Raw genomic sequence first — 21,913 nt, 5'->3', positions numbered from 1 at the left:
GGAGCTAACAAATGAAACGATTTATTAGTTATTTTTTTACGTTAGCACTTACATACTTTTTATTACCTCAGTTAGCGATTGGAGCCACCACAATAGACATAGATAAAGCGGACAACAGTTTTATGCTGATCTGTAGTGCATTGGTGTTTTTTATGACTATTCCCGGTATCGCACTCTTTTATGGCGGGTTACTACGCAGTAAGAATGTATTATCACTAATGACGCAAGTGATGTTGATTTTCAGTGTAGTGATTATCCTTTGGATTATGTTTGGCTATAGTTTGGCGTTTACTGCTGGAAATAAGATTTGGGGTGGGTGGTCACTTACTTTTCTCAATAATATTTCAGTCGATTCTGTTGCTGGTGAAATTAATCAATATGTGCATGTTGTATTTCAAGGCTCTTTTGCGGTGATCACCGTGGCCCTGATTGTTGGCGCATTAGGTGAACGTATTCGTTTTTCAGCACTGCTTATCTTTACTGTTATTTGGTTTACTTTTTCATATATTCCCATTGCCCATATGGTATGGGGAGAAGGTGGTTGGCTTATCGATGATGGAGCATTAGATTTTGCGGGAGGGACGGTTGTCCATATTAATGCCGCTGTAGCAGCGCTTGTTGGTGCTTACTTACTAGGTAAACGAGGTGATTATCAACATACTGCGATTAAACCACATAATTTACCTATGGTCTTTACTGGTACAGCGGTACTTTATATTGGTTGGTTTGGTTTTAATGCAGGCTCTGCAGGGAGCGCTAATGGTATTGCTGCATTGGCGTTTTTAAATACAGTTGTAGCTACCGCAGGTGCAGTTCTTGCGTGGACATTTGCTGAATGGCTAGTGAGAAGGAAACCTTCTATGTTAGGTAGTTGTTCAGGATGTATTGCGGGATTAGTTGCTATTACCCCAGCCGCGGGAACCGTAGGCCCTATTGGTGCTTTGGTTATTGGTATTATTGCTGGCATCATCGGGCTTTGGGGGGTTGTGGTTCTTAAACGTTGGTTAAAAGCAGATGATGTCTGTGATGTTTTTGGTATTCATGGTACTTGTGGTATTGCGGGCTGTTTATTAACGGGCATATTTACGGCTTCATTTTTAGGGGGCATTGGTTATAGCGAGCATATGACATTAGGTAAGCAAGTGCTAACTCAATTATTTAGTGTTGTGATTACGCTTATTTGGTCAAGTGTTGTGGCTTACATTGCCTTTAAAATTGCCGATAAGCTAGTGGGATTGCGTGTCTCACAAGAAGAAGAGCATGATGGATTAGATATAACCACTCATGGCGAAAGAGCGTACGAGCAGTAATGGTCTATTCCCCCTCAACTGAGGGGGGAATATTCTCACTGCGTTATTTGTTTGATTTTATTCGTTTTTGGCGGATAACACCTTCTTGAACAGAAGAGGCAACTAGTTGCCCACTCATATTAAACATTTTTCCTCTCACAAATCCGCGACCACCTGAGGCTGATGGACTTTCAATAGCATAAAGTAACCAGTCATCAACACGAAATGGGCGATGGAACCACATGGAATGATCGATGGTAGCCACTTGTAAACTCGGATCCATAAAACCTAAACCATAAGGTTGCAGTGAGGTGGGTAAAAAATCAAAATCAGAGATATAACCTAATAAGTATTGGTGTAGGAAAGGATCAGATGGCATTTCTCCGCGACTACGATACCAAACATAACGTTCCGCAGGTGCTTTCTCATAACCAAACGGGCTAAAATATTGCACGGGGCGTGCTTCAAAAGGTGTTTCTCTTAATGCGAGTGTTCTTAGCGGTTCGGGTAATTTTGGGGCAAGTTTTTTCAATATCTCATCTTGAGAGATCAAATCATTTGGAAAAGGGACTTCAGGCATCATATCTTGATGTTCAAAGCCTTCTTCAAACTCTTGGAAAGAGACGGTCATATAAAAAATAGGCTTACCTTGTTGGATAGCACTGACGCGACGAGTACTAAATGAGCCACCATCACGGATAGATTCCACATCGTAAATAATAGGCTTATGGCTATCACCAGGTCGTAAAAAATAGCTGTGAAATGAATTAACATAGCGATTATCAGCAATTGTTTGTTTTGCCGCATAAAGAGCTTGGCCAACAACTTGTCCACCAAAGACTTGTGGTAAACCTAAATCTTCACTTTGACCTCTAAATAGGCCTTCTTCTATTTTTTCAAGCTCCATTAAGTTGATAAGTTTTTTTAATGCCTGGCTCATAGTTTACCTATATATCATCGGATAGATTATGTTTTATAGTTTTGATTATATACAATCCGCTATCGGATAAAAAAATAATCTGCTGTTTATATTTTGCTAAAAATGCCGTAACACCTTATTTGATAGGGGAGCAATCGCGATATTAGCTAATAGAGGGTATAAATTGAAAGAATTTGGCAAAGCATAAGGCCTTATTGAGTAATTTATCAGCACTTGGTTGGGCTTTCCTTGCTATTTGGATAGCTTTAAAAGATAATGCATATCGTCTTAGCAATAAGACAATCTATGGGGTCTTGTTGGTTCTCCCGCAACACTAACTTGTTAACTCGGTCAGGTCCGGAAGGAAGCAGCCATGGCAGGTGTCGTGTGTGCCGGGATGTCGCTGGCAAGGCCCCACCCAATTTCTGCATTGCAATCCCGCTATTTTTTATCCAGTTACTTTCTTCATCGTAATCGTATCGTTGAACGTTTGCATCTAAACATATTTCTATTTACATATTGTTTAATTAATAGTTTTTTTAACTATATTTACTCTCAATATGGGTTTGGTGAATTAATAAGAAACAGAATGCCTTTCACCTATTATCGCCTACGCGTTATAGATGAATAATAAGAGAAGTTGTAAGAATTATGCCGTCATGCCGTTATAAGCACGGCATGATAGTGTGTAATCATTTTACTTATTAAAAAAGCATGAATAAAACGATACCTAAAAATAAGAACTATTAACCCAATTACTATAAAGAGATAGTAAAAATAAGAGGATACTAATGGTTACTTGCTAATACGATTATCTTACAAATTTCCAAACAGATGCTGGGATCTTGTCATAAAGTTTGTTCATGGTTAGCTCTGCTAAGCGATGGTCTGCAGCTGAATAAAATAGCTCTAACTCATCATCGGTCAGTTCATATTTGTTCTTTTCAATCACTCTTTCAAGGGTTTCGATTGAGGTGCATTTTCTTAAACGCATTAGATAGTCTGTTTTAGTCATGTTGTCTTTTCTCTATAATTTAAATAAAACTAAAGGTAATTTAATTTACTTGATATAACTTTTAGGATTTTTATCGATAAGCGTTAACAGTGAATAGTTTAACTCTTTCCAATTATTCAATTCCGAGTAGGAAATGGAGTCACTACCGAATAACCGATAAGTCTCTTCTATGCACTCTTCCATTAAAGTGTTAATAGCGTGTTTATCAGGATATTTTATCTTAAACAGCCAACTAAAGCCCATAATGTGATCAATTAGGGCATTAAGGTCAACGCTTTTTGTGCTACTTAGATCATTGTTCCAAACTGCGGTACCTTTATCTAATGAGCTTAATGCTTGCTGTAATAGCTCTTCACATAAAAATGACAATTCAGCTAAATCTATTTTTTCTGGTGAATATTCGTCCATAGCTTATTGTGACTGAATTATGCTAAAGAAACACTAATAATTAATACTGATAAATTAGCTATTAATGAAGCTTGCGGCTTAATTCAGTAATGAATTAATTAAACAATCTTAAAATAAACAGCAACTTTATATTTTATTCATATACCAATAATGTTTAATAATTGTTTTTATTATTTCTACATAGTAATGGTGTAATTTGAAAAAGGTATTTAAATACGAAACTACATTCAATGCAAGTTGAAAAAGTGTACAAAATAAAAGTACTGTACGCTTAATATAGCACTATTATTGCATAAGTCACTATCTGAGCGATAGAAATTTGTCTATTTTCGTAAAAATTTAGTTGAGAAGCGTAAAAGTAAGGATAATTAACTTGATGATTATCCTAGTATTTGTTTGCTAAAAATGTCTTATATCGCTAAATAGTCTTGGTGATAAGCTGATATTAATAAAAAATAGTGCGTTAAATTTGACAAAAAGTCATATATAAGAAAAAAATTAAACTGATTTATTGATTAGGGATATGTTTTTCTTTAATTGATAACAATATAAAGGGGCGGGATTAACACGAAAAATTAAAATAAAACAAAAAGGCCGCTAAGCGACCTTTTTGATGGGTAGCCAACAAATTATGTTGGCTGTGGTATAGCATAATGATTACTTAGTTTGGTGCGGATAGTTTGGGTGCTCTAAGTCTTCGTTTTTCTTCGCAAACCTTCTGCGGATCACAACGAAGAAAATAGGAACAAAGTAAATAGCAAGGGATGTCGCGGCAATCATACCACCGAATACCCCTGTACCTACTGAGTTTTGCGCACCGGAGCCTGCACCGTTACTTAATACCAGAGGAATAACCCCAAGCATAAAGGCTAACGATGTCATTAGAATTGGACGTAGACGCATTCTAACGGAGTCTAACGTCGCTTCTACTAGCCCTTTACCCTCTTTTTCCATTAAGTCTTTGGCGAATTCGACAATCAATATGGCGTTCTTCGCCGATAACCCAATGGTGGTAAGTAGCCCAACCTTAAAGTAAACGTCGTTTTCAAGCCCTCTCAATGTAGTAAATGCTAATGCACCAATGACCCCTAAAGGTACGACTAACATAACTGAGAAAGGCACTGACCAACTCTCATAGAGTGCCGCCAAACAAAGGAATACTACAATTAATGAAATAGTATACAGTGCTGGCGCTTGGTTACCTGATAGACGTTCTTGGTATGACATACCCGTCCACTCGTAGCCAATACCACTTGGTAATTTGCTGGCGAGTTGTTCCATCATTAGCATTGCATCACCACTACTTTGTCCTGGTGTTGCACTACCTTGGATCTGGACAGCTGGTAAACCATTATAACGCTCTAAACGTGGTGAGCCATATAACCAAGGATCTTTACTAGTATCAATGAAGGATGAGAAAGGCACCATCTGACCCGCATTGTTACGAACATAAAGATTAGCAATATCTTGTGGCAACATGCGGAATTGTGATTCTGCTTGAACGTAAACTTTCTTCACACGACCACGGTCGATAAAGTCGTTAACGTAGCTACCACCAAACATCGTACCTAATGTTGAGTAGATATCACTGACCGCAACACCTTGAGCTTGTGCTTTTTCTAAGTCGATATAAAGACGATACTGAGAGGTATCTTCTTGACCGTTAGGACGCACACCCGTCAACATTTGTGGCTCTTGTGCTGCCATTCCAAGCAATTGGTTTCTTGCTTCCATGAGTTTTTCGTGTCCCAGGTTGGCATTATCGATTAACTCGAATTCAAAACCACCTGCAGAGCCTAACTCAACAATCGCTGGAATATTAAAGGAGTAAACAAAGGCTTCTTTAATTTGAGAAAGAGCTTGGTTAGCACGACCGACAATAGCAGGGACTTTGTCTTGGTCTGATTTACGCTCATCCCAATCATTTAATACGACGAAAGCAAGCCCCATGTTTTGACCTTGACCACCAAAACCAAAGCCGCTGACGGTAAAGACCGACTTAACCACATCTTTTTCTTTAGTATTAAAGTAGTCATTGACTTGTGCTAATACGTCTTGAGTTTGCTCTTGGGTTGATCCAGCGGGCAACTGAACCATTGTCAGTAATACCCCTTGGTCTTCTTCTGGTAAGAAAGACGCCGGTAAACGCACAAACATAATTGCCATAGCAGCAACAAGTAAGACGTAGATCAGTAAGTAACGACCTGTACCACGCAGTGTACGAGAAACACTGTCTGTATAGTGGTGACTACTTTTTTCAAAAACGCGGTTAAACCAACCAAAGAAACCTGTTTGTACACCATGGCTGCCTTTCGGGATTGGTTTTAACAATGTCGCACAAAGTGCAGGGGTTAAAATCAATGCCACGAAAACAGACAGCACCATCGCTGATACAATAGTAACTGAGAACTGTCGGTAAATCGCACCCGTTGAACCACCAAAGAATGCCATTGGAATAAATACCGCAGATAACACGAGGGCAATACCCACCAATGCACCTTGGATTTGTCCCATAGACTTACGTGTCGCTTCTTTAGGTGACAGTCCTTCCTCTTGCATCACACGTTCAACGTTTTCTACTACAACGATAGCATCATCAACCAGTAGACCGATGGCAAGTACCATCGCGAACATCGTCAAGGTGTTTATCGAATAGCCAAACGCGGACAATATGGCGAAAGTCCCTAATAATACGACGGGTACAGCAATGGTTGGAATTAATGTAGCACGGAAGTTCTGTAAGAACAGATACATGACTACAAATACCAGCATAATGGCTTCAACGAGCGTTTTAACCACTTCAAAAATAGAGATCTTAACAAATGGTGTTGTATCGTAAGGATAAACGACCTCTAATCCAGAAGGGAAGAATGGCTCCATATCAGCCAGTGCCGCACGTACTGCTGTTGCGGTATCAAGGGCGTTAGCACCTGTTGCCAGTTTAATACCAATACCTGCTGCAGGTAAGCCATTAAAGCGAGCAATCGTGCTGTAGTTTTCAGCCCCCATCTCAACAATACCCAGATCTTTTAGCTTAACCTGTGAACCGTCTTGATTGACTTTCATCAGAATATCAGCAAATTGCTCAGGTGTATTAAGTCGAGTTTGCGCAATGATAGATACATTTAAACGCTGACCAGGCACTGGTGGCGTACCACCTAATTGACCTGCCGCCACTTGGTTATTTTGCGATTTAATCGCATTAATAACATCAAGTGTGGTCATGTTATATTTCACCAGTTTATCTGGATCTAACCAAATACGCATCGCGTATTGTGTACCAAATAACTGCGTTTCACCCACCCCTGTGACACGGCTTAATGGATCTTTAATTGTTGCACCTACATAGTCGGCGATGTCATCTTGTGACATCGAGCCATCACCAGAGATAAAACCTGCAACCATTAAGAATGAACTAGAAGATTTATCGACACTAATCCCTTGTTGTTGTACTTCCTGAGGTAAAAGAGGCATTGCCAATTGCAATTTATTTTGCACTTGGACTTGCGCAATATCAGGGTCAGTACCAGCTTCAAAGGTCAGCGTGATATTCATCATACCTGCAGAATCACTGGTTGAAGACATATAAACCATGTTATCGATACCATTCATATTCTGTTCGATAACTTGGGTTACAGTATTCTGTACCGTGGTTGCATCAGCTCCTGGATAGACCGCAGAGATGGAAATCGCTGGCGGTGCAATCGTTGGATATTGTGCAACAGGCAGTTTGATGAGTGCCAAAAGACCAGCAAGCATGGTAATTATGGCAATTACCCACGCAAATATTGGTCTGTCTATAAAAAACTTAGGCATAGATCATCGACTCCTTATTGAGGATCCTTCGCTGGTTCAGATTTTTCAGTTGATGCTGTTGCATCTAAATTTTCTTCTTGTGGCGTAACCTTCATTTCAGGTTTTGCTTTTTGTAGCCCCGAAACGATAACGCGGTCACCAACCTGAACACCACTATTCACTAGCCACTTATTACCAACTGCTTGTGATACTTCAATAGTACGCACTTCAACCACGTTGTCTTTATTAACGACCATGGTTGTTGCTTCACCACGAGGAGTACGAATAACAGCTTGTTGTGGGATCAAAATAGCATTTTGACGAATACCATTTTCTAATTTTGTACGAACAAACATACCAGGCAGTAATTCACCTTTAGGATTAGGTACGATTGCACGCATAGTGATAGAGCCTGTGGATTCATCAACGGTCACATCAGAAAATTCTAAATGACCTTTTTGAGCGTAGGATTGACCATTGGTTAAGGTTAAGTGAACAACAGGTTTACCTTGCTCTTGACGAACAATGCCACTTTCAATTTCATTTTTTAATTTCAGATAATCTTCACTCGATTGTGTCACATCGACATAAATCGGATCGATTTGCTGAACGGTTGTTAAAGCCACTTGCTGACCAGGTGCAACTAATGCGCCTTCTGTTACCGTTGATTTACCTGAACGGCCAGAAATTGGTGCGGTGACTTTGGTATATTCAAGATTAATTTTTGCATTAGTCACTGTAGCTTCAGCTGCTTTTACTGCAGCAACAGCTTGAGCGTACTGAGATGTTGCGGTATCAAAATCTTGTTTACTGACATAATTGGTGCCGAGTAGAGGTTTATAGCGCTCTACAGTTAGGCGAGCAATTTCAGCATTCGCTTTCGCTTTTGCTAAATTAGCTTGAGCACTGTTTAATGTAGCTTGAAAAATAGCAGGATCGATTTGGTACAAAGATGTTCCTGCTTCTACATAACTACCTTCGGTGTAATTGCGTTTTAAGATGATGCCGCCAACCTGAGGGCGAACCTCTGCGATACGATAAGCAGATGTACGACCAGGTAAGTCTGTTGTGATAGTCAGTGGTTTCGCATCTAATGTAACAACACCTACAGCAGGAGCAGGAGGTGGACCTCCAGCAGACTGATTTTTGTCGCCACATCCAGCAATAACCAAGCTGCCTGAAAGCACTAACAGAGCCAGAGGCAAAACCCCTCTGTTTTTTCGCATAAGAAAACCTCTATTCAAAAGTTGTTTCCCGGGATAAAAAATAATTAAGTTGATGAATGATTGCGATGTATAGTACAAACATACATGAATGTATGTAAATTAACTTCAGTCAAAATCGAGGAATAATGGCACGAAAAACTAAACGCCAAGCACAAGAGACAAGACAGCAGATTATTGATGCTGCACTTAGGCTATTTACTGTGCAAGGTGTTTCTGCCACATCACTTTCAGATATTGCAACCGAGGCCGGAGTAACTCGAGGTGCAATATATTGGCACTTTAAGAATAAAGTGGATTTATTTACTGAAGCGTGTGAACTCACCGACTTAAAAATAGAATCATTAGAATTAGAGTATCAATCAAAATATCCAGATGATCCACTATTTGTATTAAGAGAATTGCTTATTTACATATTGACATCAATTGTCGAAGATCCGAAACATAATGCACTTCTAGAAATATATTTCCATAAGTGCGAATTTGTTGGTGAAATGACACCAATTGTTGAAATCCGCCGAGAATTATGTGCAGCCGATTACTCTAGAATAGAGCAATCTTTATCTCGCTGTATCGAAAAAAAACAACTCCCAGCCAACCTTGATTTAAGAAGAGCTGCGATTATGTTAAGAGCTATGATGACAGGGCTTGCTGAAAATTGGTTATTTTCACCAGAAAGTTTTTCTATTAAAGAGGAAAGTCAATATTTGGTTGATAGTTTTATTGATATGATTAAGCATAGCGTAAATATGAGAATATCGGCGCTATCTTAATTTATTCTTAAACATAAGGAAGAAGTTCATGAGCAAAGTATTAGTGATTGCAAATGGTGCAGCATACGGTAATGAATCATTATTTAACGCACTGCGTTTATCTATTACTTTAAAAGAGCAACATCCAGAAACGCAATTAAATATCTTTTTAATGTCTGATGCGGTAACCGGTGCACTGGCTCATCAGCAACCCAAAGAAGGTTACAACCTCCAACAAATGTTAGAAATTTTAACGGCACAAAACGTCCCTGTTAAGTTATGCAAAACCTGTACAGATACTCGTGGTATCAGTGAATTACCTTTAGTGGATGGTGCTGAACTTGGGACATTGGTGGACTTAGCACAATGGACTCTCGACGCGGATAAGATTTTGACTTTCTGATCAATATTCTGTTTTCTCAGGGGAGAAACATCTAGGCGACTTGTTCTAATGACACTGCCAATTTCAAGTAATTGGATTATACTAAGAGGCAGTTTTTCAATATTCATTGAACAAGTTGCTCAATATGCGTGGATCTAACGTTTTTATTCGATTAAATCATTTTATTTCGACAATATTTATTGTCTCTATCCTCTTTGTTTTGTTAGGAAATATACTTTTTACCCCGGCTAAAGCAGAAACAGTCAGCAATAATTTACCCACCAAAGAAAGTATTCAAAACCAGCTTAATTTATTAAATAAACGTAGTGACTTAAGTGCCGAAGATAAACTCACTATTGGTGATCTAGAGCAGGCATTGCTACTTCTTGATAATATTCAACAACTAGAGAAAAAAGCAGACGACTATAATAAGACAGTAGAGCAATTACCAGAAAAGCTACGCAGTATTCAAAATCAATTAAGTCAATTAAAACAGAAAATAGCAAACAAAGAAGTTGATGACTACCGTCAATCTTTAGAGAGTCTACCGCTTGCAACTTTAGAGTCGCAATTAGAAGAGGTTTTACAATCCTTAGCGAAAGCACAGGAAGATTTAGCCAATTACAGTAATGAGCTTATTGTTTTACAAACGCAACCAGAAAGGGCGCAATCTGTTTTATTTAATAACTCAGAAAGATTGCAACAAATACGAATTGCATTAAATAAAAGCAGTGCAGATAAAGCTCAAATGCGATCTTCTTCTGTGCAACTTTTACAATTAGAACAATATTATTTGCAACAACAAAACAGTTTTCAAAAACGAACACTGCAATCTAATGTACAGCTACAAAGCTTATTACAATTACAGCGTGATTATAGTTCAGCCTATATTGACCTCTCTCAAGAGCATGCTCAACTACTGCAAGAGATCTTAAGTGATAAACGTTTAGACAGTTCAGAAGAGGTTGCCAAAGAGGCGCAGACGGCAGAGCTGAGTAATCAGGCGATTAAAAATAACGCTTTTTATTTAGCTCAAGCTGATATTAATAAAAAACTCAGCGATAAGCTGATTATTACTACACAAAATAATAATGAGTTAAATCGCCATAGTTTAATGGTCAAAAACCGCCTAGATAGAGCTATCCAATCAGAGCGCAATCTTAAAGAGCAAATTGATGTATTGAAAGGGAGTCTGTTGCTCTCTCGTATTCTATTTGAAGAGCAAATTGAGCTACCTGATGATATCTTTATCAATAAGTTACCGGATAAAATTGCTGACTTACGTTTAGAACAGTTTGAAATCAATAAACAAAGAGATCAGATTTTTCAGCCGAATCTCTATATCGACCAATTAATGCAAGAGTACCAAGCCGCACATCCGGAAATTACTGATAAAAATGAGCTAAAAGAGCTACATAATGCATTATTACAACTGATTGATGCGCGACGAGATCTACTGGATAAGCTCAATAATCAACTGGGTAGCCAAATTTCTGAATCTATTAATTTACAGATGGATCAGCAACAGCTACGTAGTGTGGTGAGTTCATTAGAAAGCACCTTAGCGCAACAAATATTCTGGGTAAGCAGTAATAAACCGATTAACCTCAGTTGGTTCTCAACCTTTCCAGAGCAGGCAGTGGCTGAATTTCAAAGTTTTAAACTCAACTGGTCAAATGAAAATCTGTTGACCGGGGCTAAAAAATCATATCCTGTGCTGATTGCGCTAGTTTTGTTCAGTAGCATACTGATTTGGCAACGTAAAAAATTTGATAAGCAGTTTGATAAATTAAGTGCTGATATTAATAAGCTTAATAAAGATACGCAGTTACATACTCCATTGGCTTTAGGGATTGTTTTCTTAAAAACATTACCCCTTTCTTGTATTGTGTTAGCGATAGGATATTGGCTAATTAATAGCTTTAATGTGCAACAAGAGTTTATCTGGTCTTTTACTTGGCAGTTTGCGGTATTTTGGCTGATGTTTGAGTGGTCTTATCGTTTAATGTCGGATAATGGAGTGGCCGTTAATCACTTTAAGATCCCCCTAGAGCGAGTACAACAAAATCGTAAACGTTTATTACGTTTATCGCTTCCCATGTTGCCAATTATTTTACTTTCCGCTTATGGTATTAATAACCCATTATTGTTAGTTGGCGATGTGATTGGTCAATTAGTGACAATTATTTCACTCTTTTTTATTAGTCTGTGTGCATTACCTTTTTGTCGTGAAATGTGGCAAGAAAAGGGTAATCATGTTGTGAGAACGGTGGTTATCACCTTATTAACTTTCTCGCCTTTACTTTTAATGGGGTTAGTTATTTTTGGTTATTATTACACCGCACTACGTTTAGCCAATCGTTGGATTGATAGTTTATATCTACTTATGTTGTGGTTTATTGCTTACCACGCGAGTTTACGCGGCCTTACTGTTGCTGCAAGACGACTGGCGTATCGTCGAGCGCTAGAGCGCCGACAAGCGATGCTTAAAGAGAAAAAAGAGGGGGACGATAACACTCTCGAGCCAATCCAAGAGCCACCGATGGATATGGAGCAGATAAACCAACAATCATTAAGATTAACCACAATGATCTTATTTATTATCTTTGCTTCCAGTTTTTATGGTATTTGGTCTGACTTTATTACAATCTTTACTTACTTAGATGGTATTACGCTTTGGCATTATAATTTGCCTACTGAGTTAGGTAATGTGGTTAAAGCAGTGACGGTTGCTGACTTACTCCTCTCTTTTGCCATTATGGCTATCTCTTGGTTTATGATAAGAAACCTACCGGGTTTACTCGAAGTTCTTATTCTTTCAAGAATTAAATTACAGCAAGGCGCTTCTTATGCCATTACGACTATTCTGACCTATATTATTATTGCGATAGGTACAATTGTTTCGCTGGGGATATTAGGCGTAGCATGGGAAAAACTACAATGGTTGGCGGCAGCCTTAACGGTTGGTTTAGGGTTTGGTTTACAAGAAATATTCGCTAACTTTGTTTCAGGGATAATTATCTTATTTGAAAGGCCGGTCAGAATTGGTGATACGGTGACAATTGGCTCTTATTCTGGAACAGTGAGTCGTATTCGTATCCGAGCAACCACGGTAACGGACTTTGATCGCAAAGAGGTTATTATCCCGAATAAAGCCTTTGTGACTGAACGACTGATCAACTGGACATTATCTGATACTGTCACACGTATTATCATTCAAGTCGGTGTTGCTTATGGTTCTGATTTGGATAAAGTGAAAACCATTTTAATGAAAGCAGCAAAAGATAATCCCAAAGTGATGACTGAGCCAGAGCCTGTGGTGCTGTTTACCGAATTTGGGGCTAGCACGCTAAATCATGAATTACGTTTTTATGTTAGAACGCTTGGGGATAGGAATACTGCTATCGACGAAGTCAACCGCGCTATTGATAAACTTTGCAATGAAAATGATATCAATATCGCGTTTAACCAATTAGAAGTGTATCTGCATAATAAACAAGGGGAAGAAGTGCAAGAAATAAAAAAAGGCCCTCTTGATGGTTCAACACCTGAAGCGAATACGCCATTTAATTAAATAGTAGATGTTTAGTTAGCGGTTTGATTATCTCGTTTTTTCTCATAATCAACTCGCACAATTTCCAGTGCCTCAAGTACGGTGTTGGGATCAATATGATTGGTTTCAAATAAGTAAATCAAATCAACCGCTAACTGAACTGATTTAGGGGCATCTTTTAATTCCATTATGGCTCCGATTAATATTTATCTTCTTGTCGTTCAATACTCTTTTCTATAGAAACTAGGGCACTTTTACAACGCGCTAGGCGATTTTCAAGAGCAGCAATCTCTTTTTGTAATTCTTGTTGGCGTACAAAGCCTTGTGCTTGAGTTAAAGCAAGCTCTCTATCTTGGATCATCGACTGTAATCGGCGCTCGTAATCCTGATGTTGGGCAAGTTTTTGGTATAAATCGACACTTTTTTTGCGTTGACTAAGCTGGTTTTCTTGCTTTCTTAGTGTTTGTGTCGATAATTCACGAGTTAATGCTTCAATTTGTTGTAGGATTTGTGTTGCCAGAAACTTAACTTGCTGGCTACGTTGTGCCTCAACACAAGTTATTAACTGAGTAAAATTATCGCGGATCTGTTGCATATAACCACCAAGAGAATCACTACGGTGGTGAAATAGTGCTGTGTCGAAGCAAGGTGCTGCAATTTTTTTGTTTGCAATTGGCGCTAAGGTTTCGGCGAGATTGTCGATCTGTTTTTTAAACAAACTCAATGGATCTGTTTTTTTCATTTGGGCTTTGTACCTGTTTTGCTAAAAACATGAATTGACTTAAAGCAACAAAAAAGAGTTGTTCACTGGCTTTCTGTTGCATTTTAACGGCATATTGCATAGATTCTATCGTTTCGTTTTTTATTATGGCACTGATTATGACTGCTAACGCGCAACAACTGCAATTTATTAAAGACAGCATTGAAACCATTCCTGATTACCCTAAAGAAGGGATCTTATTCCGTGATATTACGACATTACTGGATAATCCCGCGGCATATCAGGCAACGATTGATTTATTAGTTGAGCACTATCAAGGTCAGGGTATCACTAAAGTTGTAGGTACCGAAGCCCGCGGGTTCTTATTTGGTGCCCCTGTTGCTTTACGTTTAGGTGTGGGTTTTGTGCCAGTGCGTAAAAAAGGTAAATTGCCTCGTGAGACGCTTAGTGAAACTTATGATCTAGAGTACGGTACAGATACATTAGAGATCCATAAAGACAGCATTACGGATAAAGATAAAGTATTAATGGTTGATGACTTATTAGCAACTGGTGGTACTATCGAAGCGACTGCTCGTCTTATTCGTCGTTTAGGTGGAACTGTAACAGAAGCTGCATTTATTATCTGTTTACCTGATTTAGGCGGTATTGAGCGTCTAGAAAAAGAAGGGATCCATAGCTTCACATTAGTTAATTTCCCAGGGCATTAATGCTTTTTTAGTGTCAATCAGATGCTTAATGCATTTGCTGGTAAATGCCCATCATCGTGCGGGTGTATCAAAATGTATGACCCAATACATTGAGCCCGCACAATAGTCACCGCTTTAAAGTGTGTGGATAATTTCATCAATATCTCATTTGTTTCCTACAGATCTCGCTCAATAGGCTATCCCTGTGTTAGCATAGAGATAAATCTTGTTCATATTTAGCGGAATCAATGAGCTATCAGGTACTTGCCCGAAAGTGGCGCCCACAAACTTTTAACGATGTTGTCGGTCAACGTCATGTTTTGACCGCATTGGCTAATGGTCTTGATCACCAAAGGTTACATCATGCTTATCTTTTTTCTGGCACTCGCGGTGTTGGAAAAACGACGATCGCCCGTCTATTTGCTAAAGGGCTGAATTGCGAAACAGGCATAACCAGTAAACCTTGTGGTAAATGTGCTAATTGCCTTGAGATAGAGCAAGGGCGTTTTGTTGATTTAATAGAAATCGATGCGGCATCAAGAACGAAAGTTGAAGATACACGAGAGCTACTCGATAATGTTCAATATGCGCCGGCTCGTGGTCGTTTTAAAGTCTATCTTATTGACGAAGTGCATATGCTTTCTCGTCATAGTTTTAATGCGTTACTTAAAACGTTAGAAGAGCCACCTGAACACGTTAAATTCCTGTTGGCTACCACAGATCCTCAAAAACTACCTGTTACTATCTTATCTCGTTGTTTGCAATTTCACCTGCGGGCACTTGATGTTGACCAAATAGCGACACAGCTTGAGAAAGTACTATCCGCAGAACACATTGAAAATGATGTGCGAGCACGCCAATTAATTGCCCGTGCAGCAGATGGAAGTATGCGTGACGCATTAAGCTTAACCGACCAAGCAATTGCGAGTGGCGAAGGTATTGTAAGTACAGAAGTCGTTAGTCGTATGCTAGGCACGATCGATGATGCACAACCATTAGCACTGATTGAAGCTTTAGTAAAAGCAGATGGTCAACAAGTGATGTCGTTGGTTAATGAGGTTGCTTTAAGAGGAACGGATTGGGAAAACTTTTTAGTCGAAACGCTCTCATTATTACATCAAATTGCGATGTTACAACTTTTGCCGAGTGAAAATAATCCCCAAGAGCAATTTACACAAGAGCGTTTACGTTTATTAGCCAAATCAGTGTCGCCACAAGATTTACAACTTTATTATCAAACTTTATTAGTTGGGCGAAAAGAGCTGGCTTATGCGCCAGACAGACGTATGGGTGTAGAAATGACCCTTCTCAGGGCGCTTGCTTTTCATCCTAAAACTGTCATTGATGAAATCCCTACGGCTCCTTTAGCGCAAACATTGCCTTTAGCATCACAGCCGAATCAACAGCGAGTTGAAACATCGGCGCCTCAAGTGAGAAGCAATATGGCAACGGCGACACCTAAAGTATCACCGTCGCCAGAAAACAGTGCTACATTAGGAAATAGCCCTGCGGCACAACTGTTAAGAGCACGGCAAGCCATAAGGGGAGCCGAGCAAGAGACGCCACCAAAAAAGCCTCAACCGGCGACGCCTAAACAGGCTAAGCCGGCTGCTAGTGCATTAGAGCGGCTAGCAGCCGTCAGTGAAAAACGCCAGCAAAGGGTTAATGAAAAACGGTCATCTGTTGCAGTCGAGAAAAAGAAAAAAGAAGCTTATCAATGGAAGCCACAAAATCCACAGGCACAAGTAACTGAGCCCGTGGTCTCTTCACCGAAAGAGATCAAAGAAGTTCTTGAGTATGAAAAAACGCCTGAATTAGCCGCTAAAATTGCGCAAGAGTCGCAACAGCGGGACGAGTGGGCGGCGGAAATAGCTAAAATGCCATTGCCGAAGTTAGTGCAGCAGTTAGCGTTAAATGCCTATAAAGAGACGGTCGGTGAAGAAACGATCATTTTGCATTTACGCAGTAAGCAGAAACATTTAAATTCAGCAAATGCACTACGAACACTGACAAATGCGCTAAGTGAATTGCATGGAAAAGCAATTTCACTCACAATTATAGAAGATGATAATCTAACGGTTAAAACGCCGTTAGAATGGCGACAAGCCATTTATGAAGAGAAGTTGGCGTTAGCGCGTCAATCGATTACTACGGATAAAACCATTCAGACATTACAGCACTATTTTGATGCTGAATTGGATGAAGAGAGTATCCGGCCTGTTTAATCGCAACATGTTGTATATTTCTATACAGCGTAGCTTTTACAAAGAGAGACAATTATGTTCGGAAAAGGTGGTTTGGGCAATCTGATGAAACAGGCCCAACAGATGCAAGAAAAAATGCAGCAAATGCAAGAAGAGATCGCAAACTTAGAAGTCACCGGTGAATCTGGTGCTGGCTTAGTGAAGATCACTATCAATGGTGCTCATAATTGCCGTCGTGTTGAAATAGATCCTAGTCTGCTAGAAGATGACAAAGAGATGTTAGAAGATCTGATTGCTGCCGCCTTTAATGATGCTGCACGTCGCATTGAAGAGACACAAAAAGAGAAGATGGCATCAGTCTCTAATGGTATGCAATTGCCACCAGGCTTTAAGATGCCATTCTAATGCAAACTAGCCCTCTTCTTGAATCATTAATGGAAGCGTTGCGTTGTTTACCCGGCGTCGGGCCAAAATCAGCGCAACGAATGGCTTTTCATCTGCTTCAACGTGATAGAAGCGGAGGAATGCGACTTGCACAAGCATTAACGCGTGCAATGTCTGAAATTGGTCACTGTTGTGATTGTCGAACATTTACTGAAGAAGAGCGTTGTACGATCTGTGCTAATGCTCGACGTCAGCAAAATGGTCAGATATGCGTAGTGGAAAGCCCGGCAGATATTCATGCTATCGAGCAGACAGGGCAGTTTGCAGGTCGATACTTTGTGTTAATGGGACATCTATCTCCGCTAGATGGCATTGGTCCCATGGATATTGGCTTAGATAGACTTGAAGAGCGTCTAAGCCAAGAGCCTATATCAGAAGTGATTTTAGCCACCAATCCTACGGTGGAAGGTGAAGCTACAGCAAACTATATTGCTGAGATATGCGCTCAATATGATATTGCTGCTAGCAGAATAGCACATGGCGTGCCTGTTGGTGGTGAATTAGAAATGGTGGATGGTACCACGTTGTCACACTCTATCGCGGGACGCCAGAAGATCCACTATTAATACACAAAAGATTTAATAAAAAAGCACCTTGTTATCAATATAATGAGGTGCTTTTTTTTTGATTTTACTGTCACCTTGACTGATATTGTTAATATCGCCTCAATTATATTAATAATGACTATTTGTTGCTTATTTGTGATCTAAATCTCCCTTTTTTGCATAATAAAAAAGATTTTTTATGTAATTAATAGTTTTCTAACTTATTGATAGTCATAAATTTGTTATCTCGATCACAAAAAAATCACCTTTTAACATCAGTAAAACCACTCAACTGAGAAAATAGACCGCTTAACTCACTATATAACCGTTTAGCGATTTAATAACACTATTCATCAGACATTCTTCATATGATGTCACTGCGGGTCATTATTTTCATATTCGCTCAAATTATTATCAATTGTCCCGTACTACTCTTTGGCTGTTCGGTCTTGCCTGAAAAAAAGGTGTCTCATGAACAAAAATACATTTCTTAAGCACATACCTTGGGTGATCCTAGGGATTATTGGTGCTTTTTGTCTGTCAGTGGTTGCACTACGCCGTGGTGAACACGTCAGTGCATTATGGATAGTTGTTGCTTCTGTTGCGGTCTACTTAGTCGCTTATCGTTATTACAGTCTTTATATTGCTCAAAAAGTAATGAAGCTCGATCCTACTCGAGCCACTCCTTCAGTAATTAATAATGATGGTTTGAACTATGTTCCAACTAATCGTTATGTCCTCTTTGGTCACCACTTTGCCGCTATTGCGGGTGCTGGACCACTTGTTGGGCCAGTATTGGCTGCCCAAATGGGTTATTTACCCGGTACACTGTGGTTATTAGCTGGGGTGGTACTTGCTGGAGCCGTACAAGACTTTATGGTGCTGTTTATTTCGACGCGTCGTAATGGTAACTCTCTCGGTGAGATGATAAAGAAAGAGATGGGGCCTGTACCGGGAACTATCGCGCTGTTCGGCTGTTTCCTTATCATGATCATCATTCTTGCGGTGCTAGCCCTGATTGTAGTGAAAGCATTAGCAGAAAGTCCTTGGGGAGTATTCACCGTCTGTTCAACAGTACCTATTGCCCTATTTATGGGGATCTATATGCGCTATATTCGCCCAGGTCGTGTGGGTGAAGTTTCTGTTATTGGTATTGTTTTACTGATTGCCGCTATTTGGTTTGGTGGCGTTATCGCGAGTGATCCTTACTGGGGACCTGCATTAACCTTTAAAGACACCACTATTACTTTTGGGTTGATTGGTTATGCGTTTATCTCTGCTTTACTGCCAGTATGGCTGATTTTAGCCCCTCGTGATTATTTAGCGACTTTCCTAAAAATTGGTGTAATTGTTGGTTTAGCTATCGGGATTGTTATTCTAAATCCTGAGTTAAAAATGCCAGCGATGACCCAATATATTGATGGTACAGGACCATTATGGAAAGGGGCTCTATTCCCATTCTTATTTATTACTATTGCTTGTGGTGCAGTTTCTGGTTTCCACGCACTGATTGCATCAGGTACAACGCCTAAATTGATCGCCAATGAAATGGATGCGCGTTTTATCGGTTATGGCGCAATGTTAATGGAATCATTTGTTGCGATCATGGCATTAGTGGCTGCCTCTATTATTGAACCGGGTCTCTATTTTGCGATGAATACACCGCCTGCCGGATTAGGCATTACAATGCCAAATCTGCATGAGTTAGGGGGTGAAAACACCGCAATGATTATGGATCAATTAAAAGATGTCACCGTACACGCGGCTGCGACAGTTAGCTCATGGGGCTTTGTTATCTCACCTGATGAGATTTTACAAACTGCCAAAGATATAGGTGAGCCTTCTGTACTTAATCGTGCTGGTGGTGCACCTACATTAGCGGTGGGTATTGCTATGGTGTTCCATAAAATTTTACCTGCGGCAGATATGGGCTTCTGGTATCACTTTGGGATCTTATTTGAAGCACTCTTTATTTTAACAGCATTAGATGCAGGAACTCGTTCTGGTCGTTTTATGCTGCAAGACTTGTTAGGTAATTTTATCCCATACTTGAAGAAAACAGACTCTTTTATTGCTGGTGTTATCGGTACAGCAGGTTGTGTCGGTTTATGGGGTTATCTATTGTACCAAGGTGTTGTTGACCCACTGGGTGGTGTTAAGAGCTTATGGCCACTGTTTGGGATCTCCAATCAGATGTTAGCGGCTGTTGCACTTGTTTTAGGTACGGTCATCTTAATCAAGATGAAGAGAACGAAATACATCTGGGTAACCGTTATTCCTGCAGTATGGTTATTAATTTGTACAACATGGGCGCTAGGATTAAAACTGCTCAGTAATGATCCGCAAATGGAAGGTTTCTTCTATCTTGCTAATGAGTACAAAGCGAAAATCTTAGCCGGTGGGGCAGATCTTACTGCCGCAGAAATCACCAATATGAACCACATTGTGATTAATAACTACACCAATGCAGGTTTAAGTATTCTGTTCTTAGTGGTTGTTTACAGCATTATTTTCTACGGTATCCGTACCGCAATGAAAGCACGTAAAAATCCGAAAGAGTCAGCACAAGAAACACCATATGTACCTATGCCAAAAGATGTGAAGATATCTTCAGGTCATTAATCTTAGGCGAATAGGCTAAAAACCCTCGCACTCACTTAATGAGTGCGGGGCTTAGGAGAAACTTATGTTTGGTAATTTAGGGCAAGCTGGAAAATATCTAGGACAAGCCGCTCGTATGTTAATAGGTATTCCTGATTATGATAACTATGTGCAGCACATGAAGGACAACCATCCTGATAAACCAGTGATGACCTATAACGAGTTTTTCCGTGAACGTCAGGAAGCCCGTTATGGTGGCGGTGATGGTAAAGGTGGTTTCCGCTGTTGCTAATAATCTGTAAAGGAGACAAATAATGGAACCTATTGCAGTAACAATATTGACTGGCTTTTTAGGATCGGGAAAAACAACGCTTTTACGCCATATGCTCAATGAGGAGCATGGCTATAAAATTGCGGTGATTGAAAATGAATTTGGTGAAGTGCCTATCGATGATGAAATTATTGGTGATAGAGCAACACAAATAAAAACACTCACCAATGGCTGTATCTGTTGTAGTAAATCGAATGAGCTTGAAGATACTTTGCTCGATCTCTGCGATAGCCTTGATCGTGGTGACATTGTGTTTGATCGCCTAGTGATTGAGTGTACAGGGATGGCTGATCCGGGGCCTATCACACAAACATTTTTTTCTCATGAAATGATCTGCCAACGCTATTTATTAGATGGCATTATTACACTGGTTGATACAATCCATGCTCAGCAACAGTTAGATCAATTTGCTATTGCACAATCTCAAATTGGTTATGCGGATCGCATTCTATTAACTAAAACAGATATTCAACCTGCGAGCCAACAATTACTTGCTCGTTTAAGACGTATTAATGCTAGAGCGCCTACCTATACGGTGATCAATGGGCAAATAGATTTAGCACTATTATTTAACGTAAAAGGCTTTATGTTGAATGATACTTTAGAGGTCAAACAACCCCTGTTTCGTTTTCAGCCAGAAAAACAAGATGATATTCAGTCTATTGTACTAAATTTTGATTATCCCGTTGAGTTACAAGCAGTCTCTGATGTTATGGAGTCTTTGTTATTGAGCTTTGCCGATAACTTATTACGTTATAAAGGGATATTAAATATTAAAGATAGTCCTAACCGGTTGTTATTCCAAGGAGTGCAACGATTATATAGCGCTGATTGGGATAGACCTTGGCAAGAGAATGAAACTCGTCAAAGCACCTTAGTCTTTATTGGTATTCATCTGCCAGAAGAAGAAATAAAAGCCAGTTTCGATGCGTTAATGCATAACACTAAATAATATGAGTAATAGCGATTGTTTGAGAAAAGTGTTTGTTGGTAGTGATGTAATAGCAGTAAGTAGTAAGCAGTAAATAGCAGTAACGAATAT

General features: G+C 39.5%; 18 protein-coding genes and 1 other RNA gene. 12 read left to right on the top strand and 7 right to left on the bottom strand.

Annotated features, from left to right (window positions below):
- Positions 1-11: 11 nt before the first annotated feature.
- Entirely contained in the window at positions 12-1,310 is a 1,299-nt protein-coding gene (gene amtB, locus HMPREF0693_RS09520; protein ID WP_004245076.1) for an ammonium transporter AmtB, read from the top strand.
- A 43-nt stretch (positions 1,311-1,353) separates the two neighbouring features.
- On the opposite strand, the gene tesB is transcribed toward amtB, so the two are convergent.
- A complete protein-coding gene (tesB, locus tag HMPREF0693_RS09515) occupies positions 1,354-2,229 on the bottom strand; it encodes an acyl-CoA thioesterase II (RefSeq protein ID WP_004245075.1) in 876 nt (291 codons plus the stop codon).
- Positions 2,230-2,523: 294 nt separating this feature from the next.
- Between tesB and ffs the strand changes: the two genes are divergently transcribed.
- Positions 2,524-2,620, top strand: an RNA gene (ffs, locus tag HMPREF0693_RS18350) — signal recognition particle sRNA small type.
- Positions 2,621-3,019: 399 nt separating this feature from the next.
- On the opposite strand, the gene HMPREF0693_RS09510 is transcribed toward ffs, so the two are convergent.
- The 4 genes from HMPREF0693_RS09510 to HMPREF0693_RS09495 form a co-directional block, all read right to left on the bottom strand.
- On the bottom strand, positions 3,020-3,223 hold the full coding sequence (locus tag HMPREF0693_RS09510) for an HHA domain-containing protein (protein WP_004245074.1): 204 nt from the start codon (positions 3,221-3,223) through the stop codon (positions 3,020-3,022).
- Positions 3,224-3,268: 45 nt separating this feature from the next.
- Positions 3,269-3,631: an Hha toxicity modulator TomB gene (tomB, locus tag HMPREF0693_RS09505; RefSeq protein ID WP_004245073.1), complete on the bottom strand. Its 363-nt coding sequence runs from the start codon at positions 3,629-3,631 to the stop codon at positions 3,269-3,271.
- Positions 3,632-4,288: 657 nt separating this feature from the next.
- Entirely contained in the window at positions 4,289-7,447 is a 3,159-nt protein-coding gene (locus HMPREF0693_RS09500) for an efflux RND transporter permease subunit (RefSeq protein ID WP_004245072.1), read from the bottom strand.
- Between the two features lie 14 nt (positions 7,448-7,461).
- Complete coding sequence (locus HMPREF0693_RS09495) at positions 7,462-8,652, bottom strand: efflux RND transporter periplasmic adaptor subunit (RefSeq protein WP_004245071.1); 1,191 nt, start codon at positions 8,650-8,652, stop codon at positions 7,462-7,464.
- Between the two features lie 125 nt (positions 8,653-8,777).
- Here HMPREF0693_RS09495 and acrR point away from each other — a divergent pair, with 125 nt between their 5' ends.
- The 3 genes from acrR (at position 8,778) to mscK (ending at position 13,357) form a co-directional block, all read left to right on the top strand.
- The gene (gene acrR, locus HMPREF0693_RS09490; RefSeq protein WP_004245070.1) at positions 8,778-9,422 is read left to right on the top strand and encodes a multidrug efflux transporter transcriptional repressor AcrR; all 645 of its coding nucleotides are present in this window, start codon (positions 8,778-8,780) and stop codon (positions 9,420-9,422) included.
- 28 nt (positions 9,423-9,450) lie between these two features.
- A complete protein-coding gene (locus HMPREF0693_RS09485; protein ID WP_004245069.1) occupies positions 9,451-9,804 on the top strand; it encodes a DsrE/DsrF/TusD sulfur relay family protein in 354 nt (117 codons plus the stop codon).
- A 124-nt stretch (positions 9,805-9,928) separates the two neighbouring features.
- Entirely contained in the window at positions 9,929-13,357 is a 3,429-nt protein-coding gene (gene mscK / locus HMPREF0693_RS09480) for a mechanosensitive channel MscK (protein WP_004245068.1), read from the top strand.
- Between the two features lie 11 nt (positions 13,358-13,368).
- Here the strand turns inward: mscK and rsmS are convergent, their stop codons facing one another.
- Both rsmS and priC read right to left on the bottom strand, forming a co-directional pair.
- Positions 13,369-13,524 (bottom strand): pleiotropic regulatory protein RsmS, encoded by a 156-nt coding sequence (gene rsmS, locus HMPREF0693_RS18575; protein ID WP_004245067.1) that lies wholly within the window; start codon positions 13,522-13,524, stop codon positions 13,369-13,371.
- A gap of 11 nt (positions 13,525-13,535) precedes the next feature.
- Positions 13,536-14,078, bottom strand: a complete 543-nt coding sequence (gene priC / locus HMPREF0693_RS09475; protein WP_004247249.1) for a primosomal replication protein PriC — start codon at positions 14,076-14,078, stop codon at positions 13,536-13,538.
- 137 nt (positions 14,079-14,215) lie between these two features.
- On the opposite strand from priC, the gene apt reads away from it, so the two are divergent.
- The 7 genes from apt (at position 14,216) to yjiA (ending at position 21,823) form a co-directional block, all read left to right on the top strand.
- Positions 14,216-14,767, top strand: a complete 552-nt coding sequence (apt, locus tag HMPREF0693_RS09470) for an adenine phosphoribosyltransferase (RefSeq protein WP_012367485.1) — start codon at positions 14,216-14,218, stop codon at positions 14,765-14,767.
- A gap of 227 nt (positions 14,768-14,994) precedes the next feature.
- Complete coding sequence (gene dnaX / locus HMPREF0693_RS09465) at positions 14,995-16,971, top strand: DNA polymerase III subunit gamma/tau (protein WP_004245061.1); 1,977 nt, start codon at positions 14,995-14,997, stop codon at positions 16,969-16,971.
- Between the two features lie 54 nt (positions 16,972-17,025).
- Positions 17,026-17,355 (top strand): YbaB/EbfC family nucleoid-associated protein, encoded by a 330-nt coding sequence (locus tag HMPREF0693_RS09460; RefSeq protein WP_004245060.1) that lies wholly within the window; start codon positions 17,026-17,028, stop codon positions 17,353-17,355.
- Complete coding sequence (gene recR, locus HMPREF0693_RS09455; protein ID WP_004245059.1) at positions 17,355-17,960, top strand: recombination mediator RecR; 606 nt, start codon at positions 17,355-17,357, stop codon at positions 17,958-17,960. The genes HMPREF0693_RS09460 and recR overlap by 1 nt, the downstream gene beginning before the upstream one ends.
- A gap of 450 nt (positions 17,961-18,410) precedes the next feature.
- Positions 18,411-20,561: a carbon starvation CstA family protein gene (locus HMPREF0693_RS09450; RefSeq protein ID WP_004245058.1), complete on the top strand. Its 2,151-nt coding sequence runs from the start codon at positions 18,411-18,413 to the stop codon at positions 20,559-20,561.
- Positions 20,562-20,625: 64 nt separating this feature from the next.
- Complete coding sequence (locus tag HMPREF0693_RS09445) at positions 20,626-20,832, top strand: YbdD/YjiX family protein (protein WP_004245057.1); 207 nt, start codon at positions 20,626-20,628, stop codon at positions 20,830-20,832.
- Between the two features lie 22 nt (positions 20,833-20,854).
- A complete protein-coding gene (gene yjiA, locus HMPREF0693_RS09440; RefSeq protein WP_004245056.1) occupies positions 20,855-21,823 on the top strand; it encodes a GTPase in 969 nt (322 codons plus the stop codon).
- The last annotated feature ends 90 nt before the right edge of the window (positions 21,824-21,913 follow it).

Origin of the sequence: Proteus mirabilis ATCC 29906 (genome assembly GCF_000160755.1) — a bacterium.
GTDB lineage: Bacteria > Pseudomonadota > Gammaproteobacteria > Enterobacterales > Enterobacteriaceae > Proteus > Proteus mirabilis.
The sequence above is the reverse complement of the archived record's forward strand: the minus strand, read 5'-3'. Positions and strand labels throughout refer to the sequence as shown.